This window comes from Acinetobacter sp. GW821-FHT01E09 (assembly GCF_059422385.1).
This window is the reverse complement of sequence record NZ_JBWKWU010000001.1, coordinates 1372130-1393215: the sequence shown is the minus strand read 5'-3', so window position 1 is coordinate 1393215 and position 21086 is coordinate 1372130. Positions and strand designations below refer to the sequence as shown.

Annotated in this window: 23 protein-coding genes and 3 tRNA genes; 10 read left to right on the top strand and 16 right to left on the bottom strand. The window is 33.5% G+C overall.

What is annotated here, in order from left to right:
- Positions 1-414: 414 nt before the first annotated feature.
- Entirely contained in the window at positions 415-609 is a 195-nt protein-coding gene (locus tag AC07U8_RS06455; protein WP_004721972.1) for a hypothetical protein, read from the bottom strand.
- Positions 610-1006: 397 nt separating this feature from the next.
- On the opposite strand from AC07U8_RS06455, the gene AC07U8_RS06450 reads away from it, so the two are divergent.
- Positions 1007-1444: an SRPBCC domain-containing protein gene (locus AC07U8_RS06450; RefSeq protein WP_270387628.1), complete on the top strand. Its 438-nt coding sequence runs from the start codon at positions 1007-1009 to the stop codon at positions 1442-1444.
- 483 nt (positions 1445-1927) lie between these two features.
- On the opposite strand, the gene AC07U8_RS06445 is transcribed toward AC07U8_RS06450, so the two are convergent.
- From AC07U8_RS06445 to AC07U8_RS06435, 3 genes are all read right to left on the bottom strand, one after another.
- Entirely contained in the window at positions 1928-2194 is a 267-nt protein-coding gene (locus tag AC07U8_RS06445) for a DUF2164 domain-containing protein (protein ID WP_004820051.1), read from the bottom strand.
- Between the two features lie 509 nt (positions 2195-2703).
- Positions 2704-2928, bottom strand: coding sequence for a hypothetical protein (locus AC07U8_RS06440; RefSeq protein WP_270387626.1), 225 nt, complete (start codon positions 2926-2928; stop codon positions 2704-2706).
- 73 nt (positions 2929-3001) lie between these two features.
- Positions 3002-3193, bottom strand: coding sequence for a hypothetical protein (locus AC07U8_RS06435; RefSeq protein ID WP_270387625.1), 192 nt, complete (start codon positions 3191-3193; stop codon positions 3002-3004).
- A gap of 503 nt (positions 3194-3696) precedes the next feature.
- Here AC07U8_RS06435 and AC07U8_RS06430 point away from each other — a divergent pair.
- Together AC07U8_RS06430 and AC07U8_RS06425 are read left to right on the top strand one after the other, a co-directional pair.
- Positions 3697-3909 carry a hypothetical protein gene (locus AC07U8_RS06430; protein ID WP_270387621.1) on the top strand — a complete coding sequence of 71 codons (213 nt, stop codon included), beginning with the start codon at positions 3697-3699 and terminating at the stop codon, positions 3907-3909.
- A 12-nt stretch (positions 3910-3921) separates the two neighbouring features.
- Positions 3922-4971: a linear amide C-N hydrolase gene (locus tag AC07U8_RS06425; protein WP_270387619.1), complete on the top strand. Its 1050-nt coding sequence runs from the start codon at positions 3922-3924 to the stop codon at positions 4969-4971.
- A gap of 247 nt (positions 4972-5218) precedes the next feature.
- Here AC07U8_RS06425 and AC07U8_RS06420 read toward each other — a convergent pair whose 3' ends face one another.
- From AC07U8_RS06420 to AC07U8_RS06370, 11 genes are all read right to left on the bottom strand, one after another.
- Positions 5219-5467 (bottom strand): helix-turn-helix transcriptional regulator, encoded by a 249-nt coding sequence (locus AC07U8_RS06420; RefSeq protein WP_270387617.1) that lies wholly within the window; start codon positions 5465-5467, stop codon positions 5219-5221.
- Positions 5464-5841, bottom strand: coding sequence for a hypothetical protein (locus AC07U8_RS06415; RefSeq protein WP_034618282.1), 378 nt, complete (start codon positions 5839-5841; stop codon positions 5464-5466). The genes AC07U8_RS06420 and AC07U8_RS06415 overlap by 4 nt, the downstream gene beginning before the upstream one ends.
- A gap of 247 nt (positions 5842-6088) precedes the next feature.
- Positions 6089-6165: transfer RNA gene (locus AC07U8_RS06410), tRNA-Met, on the bottom strand.
- Between the two features lie 509 nt (positions 6166-6674).
- Positions 6675-6887: a hypothetical protein gene (locus AC07U8_RS06405; protein WP_004721987.1), complete on the bottom strand. Its 213-nt coding sequence runs from the start codon at positions 6885-6887 to the stop codon at positions 6675-6677.
- A 181-nt stretch (positions 6888-7068) separates the two neighbouring features.
- Positions 7069-7347 carry a hypothetical protein gene (locus AC07U8_RS06400; RefSeq protein ID WP_270387614.1) on the bottom strand — a complete coding sequence of 93 codons (279 nt, stop codon included), beginning with the start codon at positions 7345-7347 and terminating at the stop codon, positions 7069-7071.
- Positions 7348-8562: 1215 nt separating this feature from the next.
- A complete protein-coding gene (locus AC07U8_RS06395) occupies positions 8563-8778 on the bottom strand; it encodes a cold-shock protein (RefSeq protein WP_004721990.1) in 216 nt (71 codons plus the stop codon).
- A gap of 385 nt (positions 8779-9163) precedes the next feature.
- On the bottom strand, positions 9164-10003 hold the full coding sequence (locus AC07U8_RS06390) for a sterol desaturase family protein (RefSeq protein WP_494737538.1): 840 nt from the start codon (positions 10001-10003) through the stop codon (positions 9164-9166).
- 90 nt (positions 10004-10093) lie between these two features.
- Positions 10094-10897 carry a helix-turn-helix domain-containing protein gene (locus AC07U8_RS06385; RefSeq protein WP_270386170.1) on the bottom strand — a complete coding sequence of 268 codons (804 nt, stop codon included), beginning with the start codon at positions 10895-10897 and terminating at the stop codon, positions 10094-10096.
- A gap of 208 nt (positions 10898-11105) precedes the next feature.
- A tRNA-Met gene (locus AC07U8_RS06380) sits at positions 11106-11182 on the bottom strand.
- A gap of 785 nt (positions 11183-11967) precedes the next feature.
- On the bottom strand, positions 11968-12189 hold the full coding sequence (locus AC07U8_RS06375) for a hypothetical protein (RefSeq protein ID WP_034614325.1): 222 nt from the start codon (positions 12187-12189) through the stop codon (positions 11968-11970).
- A gap of 180 nt (positions 12190-12369) precedes the next feature.
- Positions 12370-12648, bottom strand: coding sequence for a hypothetical protein (locus tag AC07U8_RS06370; protein ID WP_270386171.1), 279 nt, complete (start codon positions 12646-12648; stop codon positions 12370-12372).
- Between the two features lie 1059 nt (positions 12649-13707).
- Here AC07U8_RS06370 and AC07U8_RS06365 point away from each other — a divergent pair.
- Both AC07U8_RS06365 and AC07U8_RS06360 read left to right on the top strand, forming a co-directional pair.
- Positions 13708-14442 (top strand): energy transducer TonB, encoded by a 735-nt coding sequence (locus AC07U8_RS06365; RefSeq protein WP_270386172.1) that lies wholly within the window; start codon positions 13708-13710, stop codon positions 14440-14442.
- A gap of 519 nt (positions 14443-14961) precedes the next feature.
- Entirely contained in the window at positions 14962-16062 is a 1101-nt protein-coding gene (locus tag AC07U8_RS06360) for an NAD(P)/FAD-dependent oxidoreductase (RefSeq protein WP_494737537.1), read from the top strand.
- A gap of 57 nt (positions 16063-16119) precedes the next feature.
- On the opposite strand, the gene AC07U8_RS06355 is transcribed toward AC07U8_RS06360, so the two are convergent.
- Positions 16120-16195: transfer RNA gene (locus tag AC07U8_RS06355), tRNA-Arg, on the bottom strand.
- A gap of 187 nt (positions 16196-16382) precedes the next feature.
- On the opposite strand from AC07U8_RS06355, the gene AC07U8_RS06350 reads away from it, so the two are divergent.
- The 5 genes from AC07U8_RS06350 to rodA all read left to right on the top strand — a co-directional run bounded on the left by AC07U8_RS06350 (position 16383) and on the right by rodA (position 21065).
- Entirely contained in the window at positions 16383-17318 is a 936-nt protein-coding gene (locus tag AC07U8_RS06350; RefSeq protein ID WP_004722000.1) for an ABC transporter ATP-binding protein, read from the top strand.
- The gene (locus AC07U8_RS06345) at positions 17315-18088 is read left to right on the top strand and encodes an ABC transporter permease (RefSeq protein ID WP_004820027.1); all 774 of its coding nucleotides are present in this window, start codon (positions 17315-17317) and stop codon (positions 18086-18088) included. The genes AC07U8_RS06350 and AC07U8_RS06345 overlap by 4 nt, the downstream gene beginning before the upstream one ends.
- Positions 18088-18912, top strand: a complete 825-nt coding sequence (gene queF / locus AC07U8_RS06340; RefSeq protein WP_270386174.1) for an NADPH-dependent 7-cyano-7-deazaguanine reductase QueF — start codon at positions 18088-18090, stop codon at positions 18910-18912. The genes AC07U8_RS06345 and queF overlap by 1 nt, the downstream gene beginning before the upstream one ends.
- A 17-nt stretch (positions 18913-18929) precedes the next feature.
- Positions 18930-19580 carry a hypothetical protein gene (locus AC07U8_RS06335; protein ID WP_004820022.1) on the top strand — a complete coding sequence of 217 codons (651 nt, stop codon included), beginning with the start codon at positions 18930-18932 and terminating at the stop codon, positions 19578-19580.
- A gap of 342 nt (positions 19581-19922) precedes the next feature.
- Entirely contained in the window at positions 19923-21065 is a 1143-nt protein-coding gene (gene rodA / locus AC07U8_RS06330; protein WP_004722007.1) for a rod shape-determining protein RodA, read from the top strand.
- Positions 21066-21086: the final 21 nt, after the last annotated feature.

The window sequence follows — 21086 nt, the reverse complement described above, 5'->3', positions numbered from 1 at the left end:
CATAAAAAGCACTGATTAAATTTTAATTCTGTATAAAAAAGTATGAATATAAATGTAAATAAACGCATTATTTTTCGATAAATTAAAATATGCAAAATTAAAAACATGCAATAAAATAATTAAAATACAAATATTTATTCTAAAACCTTAATTTACTGAGCAATTAACAAGGAAATTTTTTAAATCTTTACTGTTTTAAATATATATAATATTTATTAAGGTATTTATTATATTTCTTTTCATTTATATATTTAACATGCCCTGCGATCAACATTATTTCCATATAAGTAAATAAAATGCTTAAAATATAGACGATGTGCGCTATGTCATTGTAAAAACCAACCTAGAAGAACAAGCTCTATACTTTTCTGACTAAGCTAGTTTTTTAGAACTCACTTAGTAGGATGTTATGTATTAAGCCATCAACCAAATTTTATAAAACTCCTGAATATCTGACTCTAAAAACTCGTCACAGTCACTATCGTATACAAATGTTTTTTGTTCTAATAAATATTCAGCTTGATGTTCCATCAAGTATTTCTTTAAAAAGTTTTTAAATTCATTGGCACGCTCTGGGAAAATATGCTCTCCATCATAAAAAATCATCATAATTACCTCTATAAAACCACTAAATCACCTGTCTAGTTTACACAAAAACCAGTCACGATTCAAACTAACAAAAAATTAAGTGAAACATATCACAATAAATTAAAACTCTTTTATGAGCAGAATCATATAAGATGCTCAACAATTTATAGTTTTAAATGAAGCTATTTTTTATTGATTAAAATATTGAATTTATCCTTTATGCTGATTGCTTTTTAAGTATAAAAAATGAATCATATCAAGACGCAGCTTAGAACAATGCAAAAAAACCAATAATTATCATTTTATTCAATGATTTAATATAACCAACTTCTTAACAAAGTAAGGTTAATTTTAGCGATATTCAAAAATTGAAATAAGTGTATATTGGATAAAATACAAGCAAGTCAAAAGAGCGAATATGAAATTTGAAATAACCACAGAAATTTTGATCAATGCACCCATTGATATTGTTTGGAAAACCCTCACAAATTTTGAAGATTATAAAAATTGGAATCCATTTATCATCAATGTTTCAGGAGAAACCCATCAAGGTGGCAAGATCAATGTCACCATACAAAATGATGCGACAAGTAAAATGTCTTTTAAAGCGCTTGTGCTTGAAAATCAAGAAAATAAACAATTTAGCTGGCGCGGAAAATTATTGGTGAAGGGAATATTTGATGGAGAACATAAATTTAGATTAGAACAAATATCCAATAATCAAACCAAATTGATCCATAGTGAAGCGTTTAGTGGCATTTTAGTCAAACCATTTCTTAAGAACTTACAGACCAAAACCAAACCCGGTTTTGAACGAATGAATCATGCGCTTAAAGTAAAATTAGAGAGTCAATAGAAGCCTTCACCGAGCACATCGGCTAGAACTAAAAGCAACATCACTTGCTCGCTATACTTGCGATCCAGCAATCTAGGGAGGATTACAGGATGAACATGGAGATGCCGACTTAGCTTTAATGTTAGCCTCGATATTGAGGAATGGATAAACAAATTTTTAATAAAATTATAAACCAGACCTTTAACGAGATGGGCTTTGACTCGATCACAATTTTATTATCGCCAACACGGAAAAGTGAACAGAGTTCTATTCACTCGGATTTCAATTGGATGATGAGATCACTATAAGCAATCAGCTTTTTTTCAGATATCGGTTCATTAAATCCTCTATCGAAAGAACCGAAGTAAGCGCTATCCTAAAATACTTAGGTAGGGCTTTCTAAAAGCGTCTCAGCATGAATGATCATAAATCAGTGTAAGCTTACTGCTAACCTTATAACATCAAGTACTGAAATCATGCTGGATACGATTTCTAAGATGCTGTTTATTTTGCTTTGTTTACTTTTTCTTTAGACAAGATAAATAAATCCTCATTTAAGTGAGCAAATCTTTCTGCCAACCATTCATGGGTATCATTGAGCGCTTGATTGTAAAAATGATGCCCAAACTCGTCTACAATAAAATCAAATAAAAACTGCGCTGGAAAGTTGCCTAGATCCAAGTCTAGTTCCTTTAAGGCATATTTTTTCAATGAAAAAATTAACTGTTCACGAGTAAACTCATCAAATGTAATGATTTGCTTTTTAGCCATAGTCTTTATTCTGAAAATAACGAGAGCCCATTACAATACTTATTCAGTGCTTTTTCAATCTTAGAGCGACTTATCATGTCGTACATTTTAATTTTTCTATCGACTTGAACACTCGCAGAACCAAGTATAAAAATCACTCAAATAGCTACAAATAAATAATTTGAAGATAAACATACTTTTTAGGTTTTGATAGTAGCCAATAAATCAAAAACCATGATATTCTCAGCACAGTAACAATAGATCAAAAAAATACCTTGAATAAATTTCTTAATATAAAATTATAATTTTTAAAACACCAATTTAATAAATTTAAAGTTTACAAACAGGCTTCTTTTATAAGCCATTTTAAAATCATAAATCAATGTAAAAGCCCCATATCCTACCCTTCTTCCAAAGGAAGAAGGCATTTTAATAACCATTTACTCACTCAACATGATTTTTTATTTATAAAAGAAATTGAATATATTATTTTATCAAAAATGATTAAAATTTTGTGTAATTTATTTTCTTTAGATGGTTCTTTCTTGAAAGTCCGAATCTTCCTCTACAAAAAACACCTCATCAGTACCAATTAAAACCCATTGATATGTTCCAAACACTCTACTTAATTCCTGATTAAATGGATTAAATAGTTTGATTAAATTAAATGAATCATCATATTCTCCTACATATTGTATGACTGGAAACTGCTGAAATTCTTCATACATTTTATGCACAGTTACATTTTTAATCATTATTTAAACTCCTAAGTAAATTGAAAAAGTTTCCTTCTTTCAATTTACCCTTAACTCAATAAAAACCTAGACGCTATTTTTTTTGCTCTTGGGTTTCTTCAACTTTCTTTGGCTGTGCTTGAGATGGATTGCTTTGATTGCTATCAGGTTGTTTATGCTGATCTTTATTTGCTTGTTGCTGCTGCGGTGCTTGTGATTGATTGCCTTGATTAGCATCAGGTTGGTTATTCTGAGTGCTACTTGCTTGCTTGTTAAAATTTGACATAGTGATATCTCTTTTTTTGTCATTCATATTAATGACTCATTCAAGATGCGCCTTTATTAAATGAATAGATAGTATTAACACGTATCAAGATATATTTATAACAACAACAGCATTGGTTTATATCAGTTATTTATTTTATTTAAATTCTATAATTTAAAATATATATAAATATTTTATCAACCTCATATAAAAAATAGTTTAAATCTAAAAAATTATTCCACCTTACTACTTACTCATTAAAATTAACATTTACAACATATTAAAATTTCTATATATCAATAATTATTAGACTCATATTGATATGGTCTACACATATTTTATTAAAAATAACTTTACAGAATAGCATAGATATTGCGAATATTTAATAAAATTAATAAATAAATGTAGAAAATATTAAATAACAGGCGTTTTATCAGCAACATTTTTTTAAAATATTTCTATCTAAAATATAAAAATCAGTGCTAGCATAATAATTAGACACATAGCAAAAAATGTGAAATTTTATGAACTTTAATAAATATTTATATATAACGATTGGTATTATTTTGAATCAGCTTGCTTTTGCAAAATGCTTCAGCAATTCTTTTGATGTTACGACAAAGTTAAATATTAATTTACCTGCCTTTGCTTTTGAAAAAAATTATAAATCCAATAACTTTCATTGGAATATTTCACAACAAGGCCCTGTTCTGGGCATTAATTTACCAATTTTTTGAGAGGGAATGATGATGAATAATGCTTTGAAAAAAATATTACTTGCTGCGGGCGTTCTCGTCGCAGCAGAAGTCAGCACTGCATGTACACGTGTAGTGTATCTAGGTGACAATAATGAGGTCATTACTGCACGCTCTATGGACTGGAAACAAGACGTAGGGACAGATTTATGGATTTTACCCAGTAATGTCAAACGTACAGGCTTAGCTGGTCCAAATTCTATTCAGTGGGCATCCAAATATGGGAGCGTTGTGGCAACAGGTTATGGCGTATCCACAACAGATGGGGTAAATGAAAAAGGATTAGTGGCTAACTTACTCTGGTTAGTCGAATCTGATTATCCAGATCCTAAAAAGAACAACAAACCACCACTGAGCATTTCACTGTGGGCACAATATGTTTTAGATAACTATGCAACTGTAGATGAAGCTGCACGTGCTTTAGAAAAACAGCCTTTTATTGTTGTTACAGATACTGTTCCAGGTGATACACGACTTACTACCCTGCACCTCTCTATTTCTGATGCATCTGGTGATAGTGCAATTATTGAGTATATTGACGGCAAGCAAGTGATTCATCATAACCGCAAATATCAGGTGATGACCAATTCCCCAATCTTTGATCAGCAATTGGCGCTGAACAGTTATTGGCAACAAATCGGCGGAACCGTCATGCTACCGGGAACCAATCGTGCCTCAGATCGCTTTGCAAGAGCATCATTTTATATCAATGCAATACCTAAAAATGCTTCACCTGAGCATTCTATCGCCAGTGTTTTTGGTGTAATCAGAAATGTCTCTGTACCCTTTGGATTAAATACAGCGGAAGAACCAAATATTTCTTCTACACGTTGGCGTACTGTGGTTGACCATAAGAGAAGCCTTTACTTTTTTGAATCTGCGGTATCACCCAATGTATTTTGGGTGGATTTAAAAGAGATTAATTTCAAAGATGGACAAACCAAAAAATTGACCTTAGGTAAAGACCAAGCAATCACCTATTCTGGGAAATCAAATGCTTATTTTAAAGCATCAAAGCCATTTCAGTTTTTAGGAATACATTGATTTTAAGCCATAGCTTACTGATTTTTTTTATAAAGTGTAAGTATAGATACACATGTCAAACTCATGTGCTTCAAATGAAAGTCTGCTCAAAAGCAAGCCTCCTGAAGTGGAGGCTTGCTTAAAAATTTATGCTCAGCTGGACCGTTTATGCCTATTTCACTGACTAAACCCAATAAGAAAAATTGGTCATTCCTTAGTAAAACTTGCTCAAATCGATAAAATAATATTTTAAAAATATTCAAATACACTATTTTTTAGCGGCAGAATTTTCTGCTTTTATAACGTCACTTTCATTGTCAAAACTTTCTTCATCTTCAAAAATTGCTTCAATTGATTGGTTAAATAATTTCGCAATTTTAAATGCCAAAGGTAAGCTAGGATCATAGCGCTGTTTTTCAATCGCATTGATTGTCTGGCGAGAGACTCCCAAATATTCTGCTAATTGTTGCTGAGACCAACCTTGCTGTGCTCTCAATTCAGATAAGATATTTTTCATCGATAACGCCAGCTCCCAATTGCAATACCAACACCCCACAACGTTGCCATTAGAGGCCATACAAAAAACATAGAAAGATGTGGAAAGCCAATATTTTCAAGAAATCCATAGCTAAATGTAATCAGTGCGGTACCTACGAATGCGAGCGCAAAAGCTTGTAATTGGATGTGTTGTTGCATTTCATCTAAGCGTGCTAATTGTCTGAGTACACTCCAGCCCACCAAAATACAGGGAATTATCGGCAATAATGTCACAAAAATTTGTGTTGAATAACGGATATCGTCATTCTTTAAATAATTTAATGAACAAATAAGCACAACAACATAAAGCAGTATTGATGCACTAAACTCAATCAGAGATTTATATTTTTTCATACGGCAACCATGTAAAGTAAGCTTTACATAAATTTAGATCAAATAGCGCACCATGTAAAGCACACTTTACATATTATTTTTATTTTAACTTAGACAACAACGTTGAAATGCGCCTTCAATTATCATTTTTTCACGGCATTTATCCGCGCTTTGATTATAAATTTCTAAAGCTAACTAATTTAAAAGCATAAAAAAAACCTAGTAAGCATGAAGCAAACTAGGCTATAAACTTTGAATCTTTTTTCGTTGGTAGCGGGAGCTGGATTTGAACCAACGACCTTCGGGTTATGAGCCCGACGAGCTACCAGACTGCTCCATCCCGCATCAACGAAGCACCTTTATACGCCTTAAAGACAAGGAATACAACCTTTATTCTATATATGTTTAAAAGAATTATTGATGAGCATCCAGAACACTCTAAAACCATTCATTGTTGACTGATTATCGTATGCTCTTTTAACTTCAAAACACAACAGCTTAACCTTTTACTTAAGATTAAAAACCTAATATTTCGATAGCGACTATTATACTTTTACTCTCATCAAGGCATCTTTAGCGCTTACCCAAATAATAATTTAATTCAACCAGTCATTGTATAGCATTAGAAAGCCCACTAAAAAGTGGGCTTATTTTTTGGAGGCGCATGAATGATGTGTGAGTCGCACAGCAATTCAATAAAAATTATATCAGCCTTTATTTATTAATTAAATTAAACTATGTAACAAAAATTAGCCAAAGCGTGCTGCAAAACAATGTTCAAATCAACAGCGAAGATTTGCCTTAGTCGCTATATAACTTGAAGCAATTAAAAAACCACCCGTAGGTGGCTCGATTTAAATCATAGGTTCCAAAATCTTATAAATTTTACCATTCTTGCTGCTTTCAAAAAGCATTTCGAAGTTAGGACGCAAAAGTTCATTTTCAACAATAATATATTTGATACGTTCATGAGTTTTATTTGGATTTATCACAACATCATCTAATGTTGCCTCAACTGCGTAACACTTTCCAAATTGATCCTTTACATTTATGTCGAGTTTATTCATAAAAAATACCTTAAAAAATTAAATAAAAACAGCTAAAACTGTTAACCAAAACATTCAATGATTATTAAATTTATGCTTGTACATCAAACGCAATTCAATATACTGCAAAAACAGTAAATTATTATAAAAATTTTTATTTACTTACATTTTAAGTGCTTATCAAAAAGATTGCTTCTTGATGCTACTCAGGTTTTTTAAGATCTATTGCTTTTATCTCCTTTAAATCATCAAGATGAAGATCAAAAATACTTTCAATCATTTTTACTTTGGATTCACTGCTATCCTCAGACGTTTCAATCAAGTATTTTTTTGTTTGTTGGGTAAATTGAAAATAGTCTTCATAATTCACTGTTCCATTTTTTATCAGAAAACTGACTAAATTTCCGATGAGTAATCTTGTGACATGGTCACCCTCTAAGGTTGCCTCAACCAGCTTCCCAGCTAAAATTAATTTTTTCATCGCATTACCATCCTTTGTATCGTTCACTTAATTTAACAAATTCATTTTTACTTGTCATATCAATAAAAATATTCATTACTTAAGTCCGTTCAGATGTACGCTAGCTTTTGGCTTCAATTACTGCAAATGCATCAATATTGATAATTCAACAATAATACTCAGTTACTTGAATACAATTAAACAATCCCCTGCTTCGGTACTTGCAAAGCTGCTTTAAAGACCAATGTCCACTCTAGTATGTAGACCAATCATCAGCCTCAAAAACGGATTTATTCTAAACTTGCGCTGAGCTGATAAAAAAAGCCCTACATTTCTGTAAGGCTTTACCTTAATTTTGCGCTGACTAAGGATTTTTGTTATTTATTATTAGTAAAATAACAATTTAAATTTACTTTAAAATTAAATTGTCGTCAACCCTTTCATTACCTGTATAAAAAAATACCCACCGATAGAGTAAGTGGGTATATAAACTTGTGATATATGTTTAGCTAAACTTAATTTACATAACAAGAGTCTCACTTTCAATACCATTCATCGGCTATTGAATTTTACAACAATACAAATATCAGAATTTATTCACTCAATGATCGAGACTTCGTATGCTCACAAATACAGCCTCTATAAAAACAATGAAAAACACTAGCCAATGCTGCGCGTAAAGAAGGACAAAAGTTAAATTCTATACAACTGATTTTAAATATTTTTTAATTAAATCGTTTTAAAATATGACATAAAAGAAAAGTCTACTAGATTCTATTCACTTATCTAAATTATTATGGTTTATCAATCATATTCAACCAGAAAGACGCTATACATTTATCTCGACTATTTTACTGCGTTTTTATTATTAAAGAACAGATGTATAGTATCCGTGACCATTGGAGAGAGTGGTCTATAGACAATAAAGAAAGGCCCTACTAACCTGCATGATGCGGGTTTCTTTTTGTTTATTGATCTAGAAATAGCACAGCAGCCGCACGGTCCCCCCGCTTAGAAAAGACAAGCTTTAACACAGCAATTGATTAGATGTGCTTAAATTTTTGCTGATAGGCGAATGATGGATTTTTTAAACAGGTCCAGTATTTCAGTATAAATATAGCTTTGACACTAGGATAAAAGTTATAGAAATAATTAAAATGTATAAATATGAATTAAAATAAAAATTTAGCGTTAAAAAAAGCACGATATCGTGCTTTTTTTACAACTTACTCTGAATTATAGCGGAGTAATGTTTACAGCGTTAGGACCTTTAGGACCTTGAGTGATACTGAATTCAACTTGTTGACCTTCAGCAAGAGTTTTGAAGCCAGAGTTAGCGATTTCGCTGAAATGAGCAAAAACGTCTGGACCTGATTCTTGTTGAATGAAACCGAAACCTTTAGTTTCGTTGAACCATTTAACTGTACCTTTAACAACATTTGAGTTTGACATAATCAATCCTACTGAGATTTAAAAATTTTAAGCCATTTTATGACTAGTGATAACGTCGAAAATAATAAAGAATTGAACTTAAAATCTGAATAAAACGAAGGATTATGACTAAAACTGCGATACTTAGAGAAGATTTACCAAAACATGACTTTTTTCTAGTTGGCTTTACTTTACAGGAAAAAAATAAATAATCAAGCCTTCTTATACATATTTAACTTTATTATGGATAAAGAGTAACTTATCTATTTAGAATAGCCCTTTTGCAAGAGCTTGCTCAAATAAATTACTTTTCTCGATCATTGATAGAAAGCCAATTGGCTTTCTATTTCACAAGAAAAAAATACCAATGTTCTATACATCAATTTTTCTTATGCTTACTTTAGGGTTACTTTTTAAATGGCCAGCGGAGTTGAGCCAAATATTGGTTGGGTATTTGACTACGCACACCAACTTGATCATCTTTAATTTTTTGATCTTCATAGTGAAAACTTCTAAACAAGATGTCCCAAAATATGAACACTTCTCCAAAATTCTTACGACCAAATCCATGTTTATGATGGATGCGATGTACTTCAGCTACAGCAAAAATATATTTGAAAGGACCAACACGATAATCAATATTTGCATGCTGAAAAAACAAATGCACGGCCATAAATATCATCCAACAACCAATCAGCAAACTTGGAGCCCCAAAAAGCGCGAGGATGATCAAACTAGGTCCAGCAAGTACGATTGCACTCAGGGGATGCCGCTTTTCAGCATTTAACCAATATAAACGGCGTGATTGATGGTGAATCGCATGTAATTTCCATAAAAACTGGTATTTGTGGCTTAGGTAGTGCATGAACCATAGTCCAAAATCAATCACCACAGCAACAATCAATATCTGCCAAAATACCGAAATATGGTCGGGCCATAATCGTGGAATAAATCGAAAAAGATCAAACCATTCAATAATTTTTGAGACAGAAACAATCAAAAATAAATTAAAAATTGCATGGATGATATCTGTAACAAAATCTTGATGTGTATCCAACCACTTTGCTTGATAAGGCAAAGAGTGCTCAACCCATGCAATCACTACGCCACTTAGCAAGATAAACAATATTGAACTGGGCCAATACAGAACTTGCCCTGAGACGATGAACATCATCATCCATACGGTTAACAGCATACAAAGCGGATAAAATAAATATCGCAGAGATATTTTAACAAAAGCGCTCATTGATAACTCCAATCAACAGAATACGTTTTAGGAGTATGCTGACTGGCTGGATAGAAAAATTGAACGAAACCGCTATATCACTTATAGCTTTTAATCTGACAAAAGTAATATTGGCATTTGCTCAATGGATGGAATAAATTTTAATAGTGAAGGTTGAATGCCAAACATTTGTTTGCAGGTTCGACTAAAATGCGCCTGATCAGAAAAATGAGCGTGATGAGCGATGCTGGTTAAACTAATATCCTGATCTATGGCTTGAAAGCTTTGTAATAAGCGTAACCATTTCCGATAACTACGATAAGAAATACCAAAATTGTCACTAAACCAATGACTAAAACGACTTTCTGAAAGATTGAATTGTGTGGCGATTTGTTTCACTGTCAAATTCTGTTGATGGTTGAGAATAAGAAATTTTGCAAGACGCTCTTCTCTAACTGACTGAGCTTTGAAATTAGATTCACTGCAATAACTTAAAAGCTTTTGAAAAGATTCAAATGTTTGATTTTGTTCTATAAAACATACTCTAAGAATCGTCACCAAACTTTCAGGCAATATCATAATCGACGAGTCTGGTTGTAGGTAAGCTTGTAAATAATGCTGAATGACATCAGCAAGAAAATGTGTTTGATCAATATAGATCGAACAGTAAGTTCCTGGTTGCAAATGATGTAAAGTATTTGCTGCGATATAGACCCCACTACTCCATATACAATAATCATCAGCAATAACTTGAATCCGCTCTCCCTGTTGTTTTGCAAAGCTTAACTGATGTGCGTGATGACGATGTGGAGAGTTATCACCAACAGCTCCTTCAAAATAGCCAATGCCATATCCAATTGCTATTCGGCCCATCCAATATTTAGCAGGTAATTTATATAGATTAGATTGAGCCATAGAATACTTAAGCTAAAAGTGAAAACTCATTAAATAACACTATTCTACTTATCTTCAAATACCCAGCATAAATAAGCAGATTGATTGAGTGCGCTTTTTATATCTTTGCTATTCTAAAGCGCTTAAATTCAATGCAATAAATTTTAAGTATAAAAAAACCTAGTAAGCATGAAGCAAACTAGGCTATAAACTTTGAATCTTTTTTCGTTGGTAGCGGGAGCTGGATTTGAACCAACGACCTTCGGGTTATGAGCCCGACGAGCTACCAGACTGCTCCATCCCGCATCAACGAAGTGACTTTATACGCCTTAAAGGCAAGTAATACAACCTTTATTCAATATATATCTCAAAAAGCCCTATTTAAGTATTCTATTCACACAATATTTGTACTTTTATGCATTGTTTTTGTGTATGCATAGAAAAATATAAAAACAGAGAATTTCGGAGTGATTAGACTGAATCTCTTTCGCCAGATCCACAACATCATATTTAACACCAGACATCGTTAATTTTTATGCCATGATCTAAGTTGTTAAAGAGCAAAGCATCTCTAAGCATCTATCAATATATGATCCGCAGCATAATAGAAAAATTATTTTCAACACATTTCAACATATTAAAATTCATAAAAGCCCACCTTTTGATGAGCTTTTAGGCCCATTTGTATTTACTTATACACCCATATCCCTAAAGGGATATTACCAAATAAATGGATAAGCAAAGTAAGAACAATAAACATAGAAAAGAAGAATGCGATGTTTATAGATTTAGATATCATGTAATCACCCTTATTTTATTGTTGTTGATTTTTTATACACTAATAACGTGAAATTTTCAATCATTAATATGGATAAATAAATCACATTAAAATCTATCGCTTAGTAAGCTGCTTAAATAGTAAAACATTTTGCAATAATTACTTCTCTCTTTCCTTTTCTTATCGATACTTCCCTGTCTATAAATACCTGTTAAGTATCTATAATAATTTTTGCTATAAAAAAAGACGCTTTAAGCGCCTCACCACAAACTTCATTATTTACCACTCATTTCAACTTATATTGCTTATTCAGCTATTCAATCTCAAAAAAATGCTTTTCTGTGACTATTTTTATCTTTATTTCTTTATAATATCTAATCATTGGGTCATTTGCATCTTTGCTAATTTTATCTAAAAACTTATTCTCTTTCATTAATTTAGAATAAGTTTTATAACCAATAATTAATCTTTGTGGATCCTTACTTTCTTTAAAATCATCAATTTGCTTATTGAGTTCTTTTAGATCGATACCCATGTTGGCTCCCCTCAATTGTTTTAAGCAATATAACACTCATTTATGACATTTTTTTGGCGCGTTAAGAAAAATTAAGCGATTAAAAATGCCTCACATTTCTGCAAGGCATTCTTCAATATTTTGCTCTACCTTTCATCAATCTTTAAAATAGCGGTGACTTCACTCTATGACTACATCAACTTATGATTCAGTGATAAATAAGGGATGATTCGCTTTATAAATCGCTAATTTTTTTATTTCATTTTCTAGATAGCTTTGTGGCTCTTCTTTCCATGTTACTTTTCCACTATCAAAATCAGAGTTACTTAAGGCCCAAGAAGAAATTAAACTGTAAATAAATGTGTTATCAGCAAAAATTAATTTTGTTCTATTGCTCTTATCGCTGGTAAATACTTTGTGTGTAGGTAAGGACCCAAATATACCCACGTGGGTATACAAATATGTAAAGGTTTCATTCATCGTAATGATTACTCTTGTCGTTAATCACTATACTACCGCATTCAGCTCTATTTTATGAACTTTGAGCAAAATTCAAAATCCTTAACCGCTTAAGGATTTTATGAAAAAAACAGCCCACTAAGGCTATGCTATGAATAATTGAAGCATTAAGGCAAAAAAAACCTGCATCTTTGGGGAAAGAATGCAGGCAAAAACCGATAATTCAGTAATAGGAAGAATACCTAGTATTTTACTAGGGTTTCATTTTATTTGTCAGTGGCAATATATAACAAGTGCTATAGCTTGCTTTTAATTGGTGAAAAATACTCAATATGAAGGTGAATAAGAGACTTAAATTCTTTAGATATTTAGCTTAATCACAGTATTACAAATGATTTGATAGATACGAGTTTTACTTAAGTACTTTGTATTCTGCTACTAATTTATGCTTTTTAGGATCAATCTTATCGAGTGGTTGGCTATAAAAAACTTCACCAACAAAGTAACTCTATTTAAAGCATTTCCAAAAGATCATCCAATTTTTAATGTTCAAATTACTTTTATATTTTTAAAATTTTAAAATTACGAATAGTCACCCATCAATGACTTATATTGATCAATCCATAACTTTATATGGTTATTTAGACTGAACCATTTTATGCTTTCTTCATCAATACTCTAATTGATAATTAATTAATTCATTGATAACTACATCAATAATTCAGCGTTCAAACCCGCCTTCAATTAGTGGTGTATTCATTAAAAAATATCAGTTTATTGATTTAGAAAAACTGCTGAAAGATCTACCTCAATTTTGTCTGAATTAGCTTAAGCGTTTAATTAACCAATGTTTGATTTAGGCGTGTGCCTAACAAAAATCAGATTCAGGCATTTTACAAAGTTTTTAAAGTTCAGTGTTAATTTAATAATCACTTATGCCTTACAGTCGCATTAGCAATCTGCTATGGAATTCAGCTTCTAGCTGTAGTAATGAATTGTGTGAAAAATTGCTATAAACTTGAGCACAATAATTTAACTTACAAAGATATTGCATACTAACTTTTATATAAGGTGTACATTTTGAAGCATTTATTTTATATCCCATTTTTGTTTTGTAGTTTATTAACAAATGCAGCAGAAGAATCTCTTGATCTAACAAAAAATGATGGAGTAAGCTGGCGAATAAATCCTAAAATACCAAAAATTATTAATCAGTTTGATACTCCAAATGTATTTGATACTGTGATTCGCTTTGAATCAGATGGAATGGGTAATGTGACATCTGCAAAAGTGATTAGTAGTACTGGAAATGCTAAAACAGATGAATTGATCAAAAATGCAGTTTTAAACGCTAAACTACGACCATACAAAGAAAATGGAGTACCTACTCGATTCTCAGCAGATCAGCCTTTTCATATAAATGCTACAAATACAAAAAAAGAAAAAATCTATGAATGCAAATTGGTGATAAAGTCAAATGCATACCAAGTTCAACAAAAGTTCAAATCAATAAAAAAAGCCTTGAAGAAAATTGATTTTGTGTATTTAGATGAACCAACCTATCGAAAAAGCCCCTCCTACAGCAAATCGTCGAATACAACAGATTTTGGAGAATTTAAAGTTACCTTTATTGCCCCTGATGGCGTTATAAAAAGAATTGATCAACGAGAACCAACGATAGAGCATGTTATAGTTCTTAATTCGATTATTGGAATGAAAATAACACCAAAAAAGGATATCTGGAATAAGGGGATGCATGAATATGAGGATACTTTCACAGTAATGAGGCAATGCACTACAGATCCGATTAATTAAAAAAGCACGGCGATTTAGCCGTGTGTTTTCATGCATAGATAAATTACTGGAAAAGTTAAGTAGATTCACTGATTGGTTTGAATTTAACCAAGATACTGCTTTTGAAGAAATCATATAGATATAAATTTTCAAATTTAATATTTTGAGTTTTTTCTACTATTAATTTTCCATTTTGAGGGTACATTTTTATTAGATTTTACAACATACCCCCAAATGTACCCTTATTATCAAAGTATAAAGAAGAACAAACCGCGACAAAGAGAATGCCTAGATACTTATAATATAAAGGGTTTTTAGACAAACTGGTACAGTCAGGAACAACAATATAGTACGCCCATTGCTCTTCGAAATAGAAAAATAACTATTTAAAAATTAATCGTTCAATAAATTATAAAAATACTTGTAATGCAGCCTGTAAAGCAATAATTAAAATTATCCATTTTAAATTCTTTGATAGAATCATTTTATCATATTCAAAATAATATGAAATTTGATTTATTAATGCGACAGAAGCTCAAAATGAAAGAAAAAAAGATTGTTATTGTTGGTGCTGGTATTGTTGGCATTACTCTAGCATGGTATTTCGCCACTTATTCCGATGCAGAAGTGACATTATTAGATCAAAAGCAGGCAGGAAGCGGTGTTTCCCAACATTCTTTTGCATGGCTTAATGTTTCATATGGGCGTCCTGATGCCTACCAAAAACTACGATCAAAATCCTTGAATGAATGGCGAAGATTAGATGCAGAGATGAATGGCGCATTAAAAATTCATTGGCGAGGTGCCATTAGTTGGCAGGAAACGAATGCAGAGACATTACAGTTTATCCAATCCCACAGTGAGCTGTCTTTTAATGTCGAATCTTTAACAAAAGAGAATCTTGCAAAAAAAGAACCTTTGCTTGATAAAGCGCCGAATGTGGTTGCATTTGCTGGCGAAGAAGGTGCGATAGATCCTATCTGGGTGATTCAAACGCTGCTTCAGGATGCCATTAAAAAAGGCGTAACTTATTGTCCAGAAACTAAAGTTTCTAAAATATTACAAAATGAATCAGGTCAAACGATCGGTGTACGTAGTCAAGATAAGGATTATTTTGCGGATAAAGTCGTTTTAACAGCAGGAGTGGTTAATAAGGATTTACTGCAAACCATCAATATCGAATTACCTTTAGCATCTTTGCCAGCTATTATTATTCGCTTTAAGCATGAAAAATCAGATCAATTCGCACAGCATATTATCTCGACACCAGAGATGGAGATTCGCTCGATTGATTCAGAACATTTTTTAGCGGCAGAAGATTATATCGATGACACAGCAGTCAATACGCCAGAACTGATCACTCTGAATGCTTTAAAAACGATTCAAGCACATTTTAATGCGATAGCACCGACATTAACATCATCTATAACTGTTGATCACGTGGCTGTAGGAATGCGCCCTATCCCATTCGATGATATGCCCATTGTTGGTACGATGAATGATGACTCTGGACTTTATCTCATTTCAATGCATGCAGCAGTCACTCTCGCGCCTTTAATTAGTCGCTTGGCTATGCAAGAAATTTTATATGAGCAAGAAAGTCCTGAATTATTTTCTTATCGTATCACGAGATTTCAGTGATTATGTGCCGTTTTTACGTCAAAATAACCACTAAACTATTGATTTTATTCATAAATTTGGTACGCCCAGCGGGACTCGAACCCACTCCACAGGCTTCGGAAACCTGCACTCTATCCAGTTAAGCTATGGGCGCTTAAATTGAGAAGGCACATCATAACAAAAAAAACCGCGAGGTAAAGCATTTATAAAACAACTCTTTTGATTGATGCTCATGCTTTAAGCAATGTTGCATATTTGCAATGCAGAATTCCTCCTAACTTACTTGGTTTATTTAAAAAGATCGCTCACAATACACACTCCATAAACCAAGTGAGAATTTCATGACTGATGCTCTGACGTTAAGAGATTTATCTAAAACCTATAGAAATGGATTCCAAGCACTTAAAGGAATCAATTTGACTGTTCCAGAAGGAGAGTTTTATGCACTTTTAGGACCAAATGGCGCTGGTAAATCGACAACAATCAGTATTATCAGTTCCTTGGCGCGGAAAACCTCGGGTACTGTGGAAATTTTTGGTCACGATTTAGATACCCATCCTTCACATGCAAAGCAATGTCTAGGTGTTGTTCCTCAAGAATTTAACTTTGGTCAATTTGAAAAGATCTTTGACATCTTAGTCACTCAAGCGGGTTATTACGGCATTCCACCTAAAATTGCACAACAACGTGCTGAAGAATATTTAGAAAAATTAGGTTTATGGGATAAGCGTAATACTCAAGGTCGTATGTTGTCTGGTGGTATGAAGCGCCGTTTAATGATTGCGCGTGCCATGATGCATGAACCTAAACTTTTGATTTTAGATGAACCCACTGCAGGTGTAGATATCGAGTTACGCCGTTCAATGTGGGATTTCCTTACAGAAATGAATGAAAAAGGCACTTCGATCATTTTAACCACGCATTATTTAGAAGAAGCAGAAATGCTTTGTCGTCAGATTGCGATTATTGACCGTGGTGTTATCAAAGAAGATACCTCGATGAAAGCGTTCTTAAACCAATTGAGTGAAGAATCTTTTATTTTCGATTTAGAAAATCCGATTGAACCGATCATGATTGATATCATTGGTGTGAAATTTAATCTGATTGACCCCATGACCTTAGAAGTCACGATGGATAAAGCGCATTCTTTAAATGATTTATTTCAACTTTTAGAAGCGCAAGGCATTCGTGTTCGCAGTATGCGCAATAAATCAAATCGTCTTGAAGAGTTATTTGTGAAACTGGTTGAGAAAAATCTTGAAGGAGTTGCAGAATGAATTTTACTCAACTACGTATTGCACTCTATACATTAGTTCAAAAAGAAATCCGCCGCTTTATGCGAATTTGGCCACAGACCTTATTACCGCCTGCGATCACCATGAGCTTGTACTTTGTGATTTTTGGTAATTTGGTCGGTTCTCGTATTGGGCAAATGGGTGGATTTAGCTATATGCAATTCATCGTGCCGGGTCTTATCATGATGGCGGTGATTACAAACAGTTATGCCAATGTGTCTTCAAGTTTCTTTAGTGCTAAATTCCAAAAAAGCATCGAAGAACTGATCATGAGCCCAGTTCCATTACATATGGTCTTGTGTGGTTATGTGATTGGCGGTGTTGCCCGTGGTGTTCTTGTTGGGGCAATTGTCACTGCAATGAGTTTGTTTTTTACTGACCTTTATATCCATAATATTTTCGTCACGATATATACCGTTATTATTACCTCACTATTGTTCTCTTTAGGTGGTTTTATCAATGCTGTATATGCAAAATCGTTTGATGATATTTCGATTATCCCAACCTTTGTATTAACACCACTCACCTACTTAGGCGGTGTGTTTTACTCAATTAGTGCTTTAAGCCCATTTTGGCAAAATCTTTCTTTAATTAACCCGATTGTATATATGGTCAATGCTTTCCGTTTCGGAATTTTAGGTCATAGTGATGTCAATGTTTCATTGTCTTTACTTATTGTGACTCTATTCTGTGGCGTACTGTATGCGATTGCTTACTATTTACTTTCTCGTGGTTCAGGAATGCGTGAATAATGTCTGTTGAAAAATCTTTATTGGGTAAAGAAACCGATTACCCAACTACCTATCAACCCGAAATTCTTTTCCCGATCGCGCGTGCACAAGCGCGTGAGCAATATGCGGATGTAGCGGGTATATATAAAGGTCAAGATTGGTGGCATGTATTCGAAATTTCTTGGCTGAATAGCAAAGGGATCCCGCAAGTTGCCATTGGGCGTATTGCACTCCTTGCAACATCACCAAATTTGATTGAGTCGAAGTCGTTAAAGCTCTACTTTAATAGTATGAACTTTACCCAGTTTGACTCTCATCAAGCTTTTATCAATACCGTTGAAAAAGACTTATCTGCTGCTGCACAAGCCCCAGTGACGCTAACTTTATTTCAAGTTGATGATTTAGAGATTAGCAAACCAACGGGTATTTGTATTGATGATCAAGAACCTGACCAGCTGGTCAATCATCCAGATGCAAGCCTTTTGGCCTTTGATCAAGAAAATACACAACACGGTGAAAGCGTTGAAATTCAACTGTATTCACACTTATTAAGAAGCAATTGCCCTGTGACTGGACAACCTGATTGGGGCACTGTTTTTATCCGATACCAAGGCGAAAAACCTTGTTATCGTAGTATTTTAGCTTATATTATCTCGTATCGTCAGCATAACGGTTTTCACGAACAATGCGTGGAACAAATCTTTGCCGATATTTGGCAAAATTTAAAACCTGAAAAGCTGATGGTGTATGCAACTTATACACGTCGTGGCGGTTTAGATATTAACCCATGTCGTGTATCTGATGAATCATGGATGCCAAGCCCAATTCGATTGGCGCGACAATAAACATTGAGGTTGAAAACATGCCTTTTTTTGGTTTTGTACCTTCTGAAGAACTATTAAAGAACATTCAGACCGGTATTGAGAAAAAAAACTCTAACGAACCACTTTATCCTTTACGTGATCAAACTGCCTTACTCATTAATGAAGAAATTATTGATACGCTTTTGATTGAACTTGTTCGTCGCTTCCCTGCAAGTGACAAACGAGATACTGCTGAAAAATTAGCAGGCTATGTCAAATCGACTGTTGCTGTGTTACTTAAACAATTATTAAGTAAGGCAGACAATGATGTGGTTCGTCAGTCTGTAGAGTTTTCGGAACGTAGTCTATTTAAAGACCCACAAGGCCAATTCCGTGTCGGTGTGAATTTAGACGCAAGTTTAGTCACCAATCTCAAAAATAGTTTTGCTGAAGTTCAAGCAAATGGGGATGTGAATCGCGCTGTATTGTCTGAACAATTCAAACAATTCTCAGATGCAACGATTAACCATTTTATGCGTGATTTTAATAAAACGCTGGATTTGGGTATGATCAAACGTAAGGCTGCGGATATTGGCGCGTCTGCTGTAGGCAAAGCAGTGCATATGGCAATTGATAAGTTGATTCCAAATTTAAATAAAGATGAAATCACAGCTGTTGCAGAATATTACGATACTTTATTTTTTAATTGATCGTTAAAATTCAATTGGATTTTTAAATATAAAAAATGCCCTTCTTTGTAAGGGCATTTTTTATATTTATCGGCTTATACTTTCAGCTGTAGTAATTAACCTTTAAATTCATAAACTTAAAACCATGATAAAACATTATTCCTAGATCTATCTAAGACCTATTCAAATTCAAAACCATTTAATTCAATCTATTTAACCCACTATTTTCTAATTTAAATATTTCACCCTTAAAATAATCACAAAATTCAGCTCATAATTTTGTTGCAAAGTATTGATATTCATTGCCTTCGGGGGGGATTGTGATAGCATGCGCAAAACACATTTCCCGCACAAAATAGACCAATGGCACCAAGCTCTCAATATAAATTTTTACGTCAATCTCCTCGTGATGGTCTAAGTACTGCCATGATCCCCTCACGCTGGCAAAAACTCCATATTGACCCTTGGTTGAGCTTATTTCTAATTTTAAACGCGATGCTCGGTTTAACCGTCCTTTATAGTGCGTCTGCACAAGATATGGGGCTGGTTTCCAAACAAGCCATGAGCTTTGGTATCGGTTTTCTCGTCATGTGTGGTTTAGCCCAAATTCCCCCTAAAGTTTATCAAGCTTTTGCCCCCTACTTTTATCTCTTCGGACTGGTCTGCTTAGTCGCAGTTAAAGTGTTTGGTGAGGTTCGCATGGGTGCTCAACGCTGGATAGGGATTCCTGGTTTTGGCAGTGTGCAACCCAGTGAGTTTTTAAAAATTGGTATGCCATTGATGATTGCATGGTTTTTATCCCGTAATCCTCTACCACCTAGTTTTAAAAATGTGTTTTTATCACTGATCATGATCGGCATTCCTTTTATCCTGATTGCAGAACAACCCGATTTAGGTACATCACTGCTCATCTTGGCCAGTGGGATTTTTGTGCTATTTCTGAGTGGTCTTTCTTGGAAAATGATTTTAGGTGCAGTAAGTGCTGTTGCTGTAGTGATTCCAGTCGCTTGGGAATTTCTACTACATGACTATCAACGACAACGGGTTTTAACTTTATTTAATCCAGAAGCCGATGCCTTAGGCACAGGCTGGAACATCATTCAGTCTAAAACAGCAATTGGTTCGGGTGGCTTTATGGGTAAAGGTTATTTGGAAGGCACTCAATCGCACTTACATTTTTTACCCGAGGGTCATACTGACTTTATTATTGCCGCATTTTCTGAAGAATTCGGTCTGATTGGTATCCTGCTTCTGATCATCATTTACTTTTGTATTATCTTTAGAACCTTTCAAATGAGTTTACAATGCTTCCATAATTTCGGTCGTTTGGTTGCGGGTACTTTTGCTTTGTCATTTTTTGTTTATGTATTTGTAAATGCGGGCATGGTCAGTGGTATTTTACCTGTAGTCGGTGTGCCATTACCTTTTATGAGTTATGGCGGTACTGCAATTATTACTTTAATGGCCACTTTTGGCATTGTGATGTCGATTCATACACATCGTTAATTTTTTATCATAAATAATTAG

Excerpts from the sequence above, each read along its gene's own strand:
- AC07U8_RS06430 (WP_270387621.1), top strand. The coding sequence starts at position 3,697 with ATGAACTTTAATAAATATTTATATATAACGATTGGTATTATTTTGAAT.
- AC07U8_RS06390 (WP_494737538.1), bottom strand. The coding sequence starts at position 10,003 with ATGAGCGCTTTTGTTAAAATATCTCTGCGATATTTATTTTATCCGCTT.
- AC07U8_RS06440 (WP_270387626.1), bottom strand. The coding sequence starts at position 2,928 with ATGATTAAAAATGTAACTGTGCATAAAATGTATGAAGAATTTCAGCAG.
- AC07U8_RS06350 (WP_004722000.1), top strand. The coding sequence starts at position 16,383 with ATGACTGATGCTCTGACGTTAAGAGATTTATCTAAAACCTATAGAAAT.
- AC07U8_RS06435 (WP_270387625.1), bottom strand. The coding sequence starts at position 3,193 with ATGTCAAATTTTAACAAGCAAGCAAGTAGCACTCAGAATAACCAACCT.
- AC07U8_RS06420 (WP_270387617.1), bottom strand. The coding sequence starts at position 5,467 with ATGAAAAATATCTTATCTGAATTGAGAGCACAGCAAGGTTGGTCTCAG.
- AC07U8_RS06450 (WP_270387628.1), top strand. The coding sequence starts at position 1,007 with ATGAAATTTGAAATAACCACAGAAATTTTGATCAATGCACCCATTGAT.
- rodA (WP_004722007.1), top strand. The coding sequence starts at position 19,923 with ATGGCACCAAGCTCTCAATATAAATTTTTACGTCAATCTCCTCGTGAT.
- AC07U8_RS06345 (WP_004820027.1), top strand. The coding sequence starts at position 17,315 with ATGAATTTTACTCAACTACGTATTGCACTCTATACATTAGTTCAAAAA.
- AC07U8_RS06370 (WP_270386171.1), bottom strand. The coding sequence starts at position 12,648 with ATGAATGAAACCTTTACATATTTGTATACCCACGTGGGTATATTTGGG.
- AC07U8_RS06415 (WP_034618282.1), bottom strand. The coding sequence starts at position 5,841 with ATGAAAAAATATAAATCTCTGATTGAGTTTAGTGCATCAATACTGCTT.
- AC07U8_RS06405 (WP_004721987.1), bottom strand. The coding sequence starts at position 6,887 with ATGAATAAACTCGACATAAATGTAAAGGATCAATTTGGAAAGTGTTAC.
- queF (WP_270386174.1), top strand. The coding sequence starts at position 18,088 with ATGTCTGTTGAAAAATCTTTATTGGGTAAAGAAACCGATTACCCAACT.
- AC07U8_RS06455 (WP_004721972.1), bottom strand. The coding sequence starts at position 609 with ATGATGATTTTTTATGATGGAGAGCATATTTTCCCAGAGCGTGCCAAT.
- AC07U8_RS06360 (WP_494737537.1), top strand. The coding sequence starts at position 14,962 with ATGAAAGAAAAAAAGATTGTTATTGTTGGTGCTGGTATTGTTGGCATT.
- AC07U8_RS06425 (WP_270387619.1), top strand. The coding sequence starts at position 3,922 with ATGAATAATGCTTTGAAAAAAATATTACTTGCTGCGGGCGTTCTCGTC.
- AC07U8_RS06385 (WP_270386170.1), bottom strand. The coding sequence starts at position 10,897 with ATGGCTCAATCTAATCTATATAAATTACCTGCTAAATATTGGATGGGC.
- AC07U8_RS06335 (WP_004820022.1), top strand. The coding sequence starts at position 18,930 with ATGCCTTTTTTTGGTTTTGTACCTTCTGAAGAACTATTAAAGAACATT.
- AC07U8_RS06375 (WP_034614325.1), bottom strand. The coding sequence starts at position 12,189 with ATGGGTATCGATCTAAAAGAACTCAATAAGCAAATTGATGATTTTAAA.
- AC07U8_RS06400 (WP_270387614.1), bottom strand. The coding sequence starts at position 7,347 with ATGAAAAAATTAATTTTAGCTGGGAAGCTGGTTGAGGCAACCTTAGAG.
- AC07U8_RS06445 (WP_004820051.1), bottom strand. The coding sequence starts at position 2,194 with ATGGCTAAAAAGCAAATCATTACATTTGATGAGTTTACTCGTGAACAG.
- AC07U8_RS06395 (WP_004721990.1), bottom strand. The coding sequence starts at position 8,778 with ATGTCAAACTCAAATGTTGTTAAAGGTACAGTTAAATGGTTCAACGAA.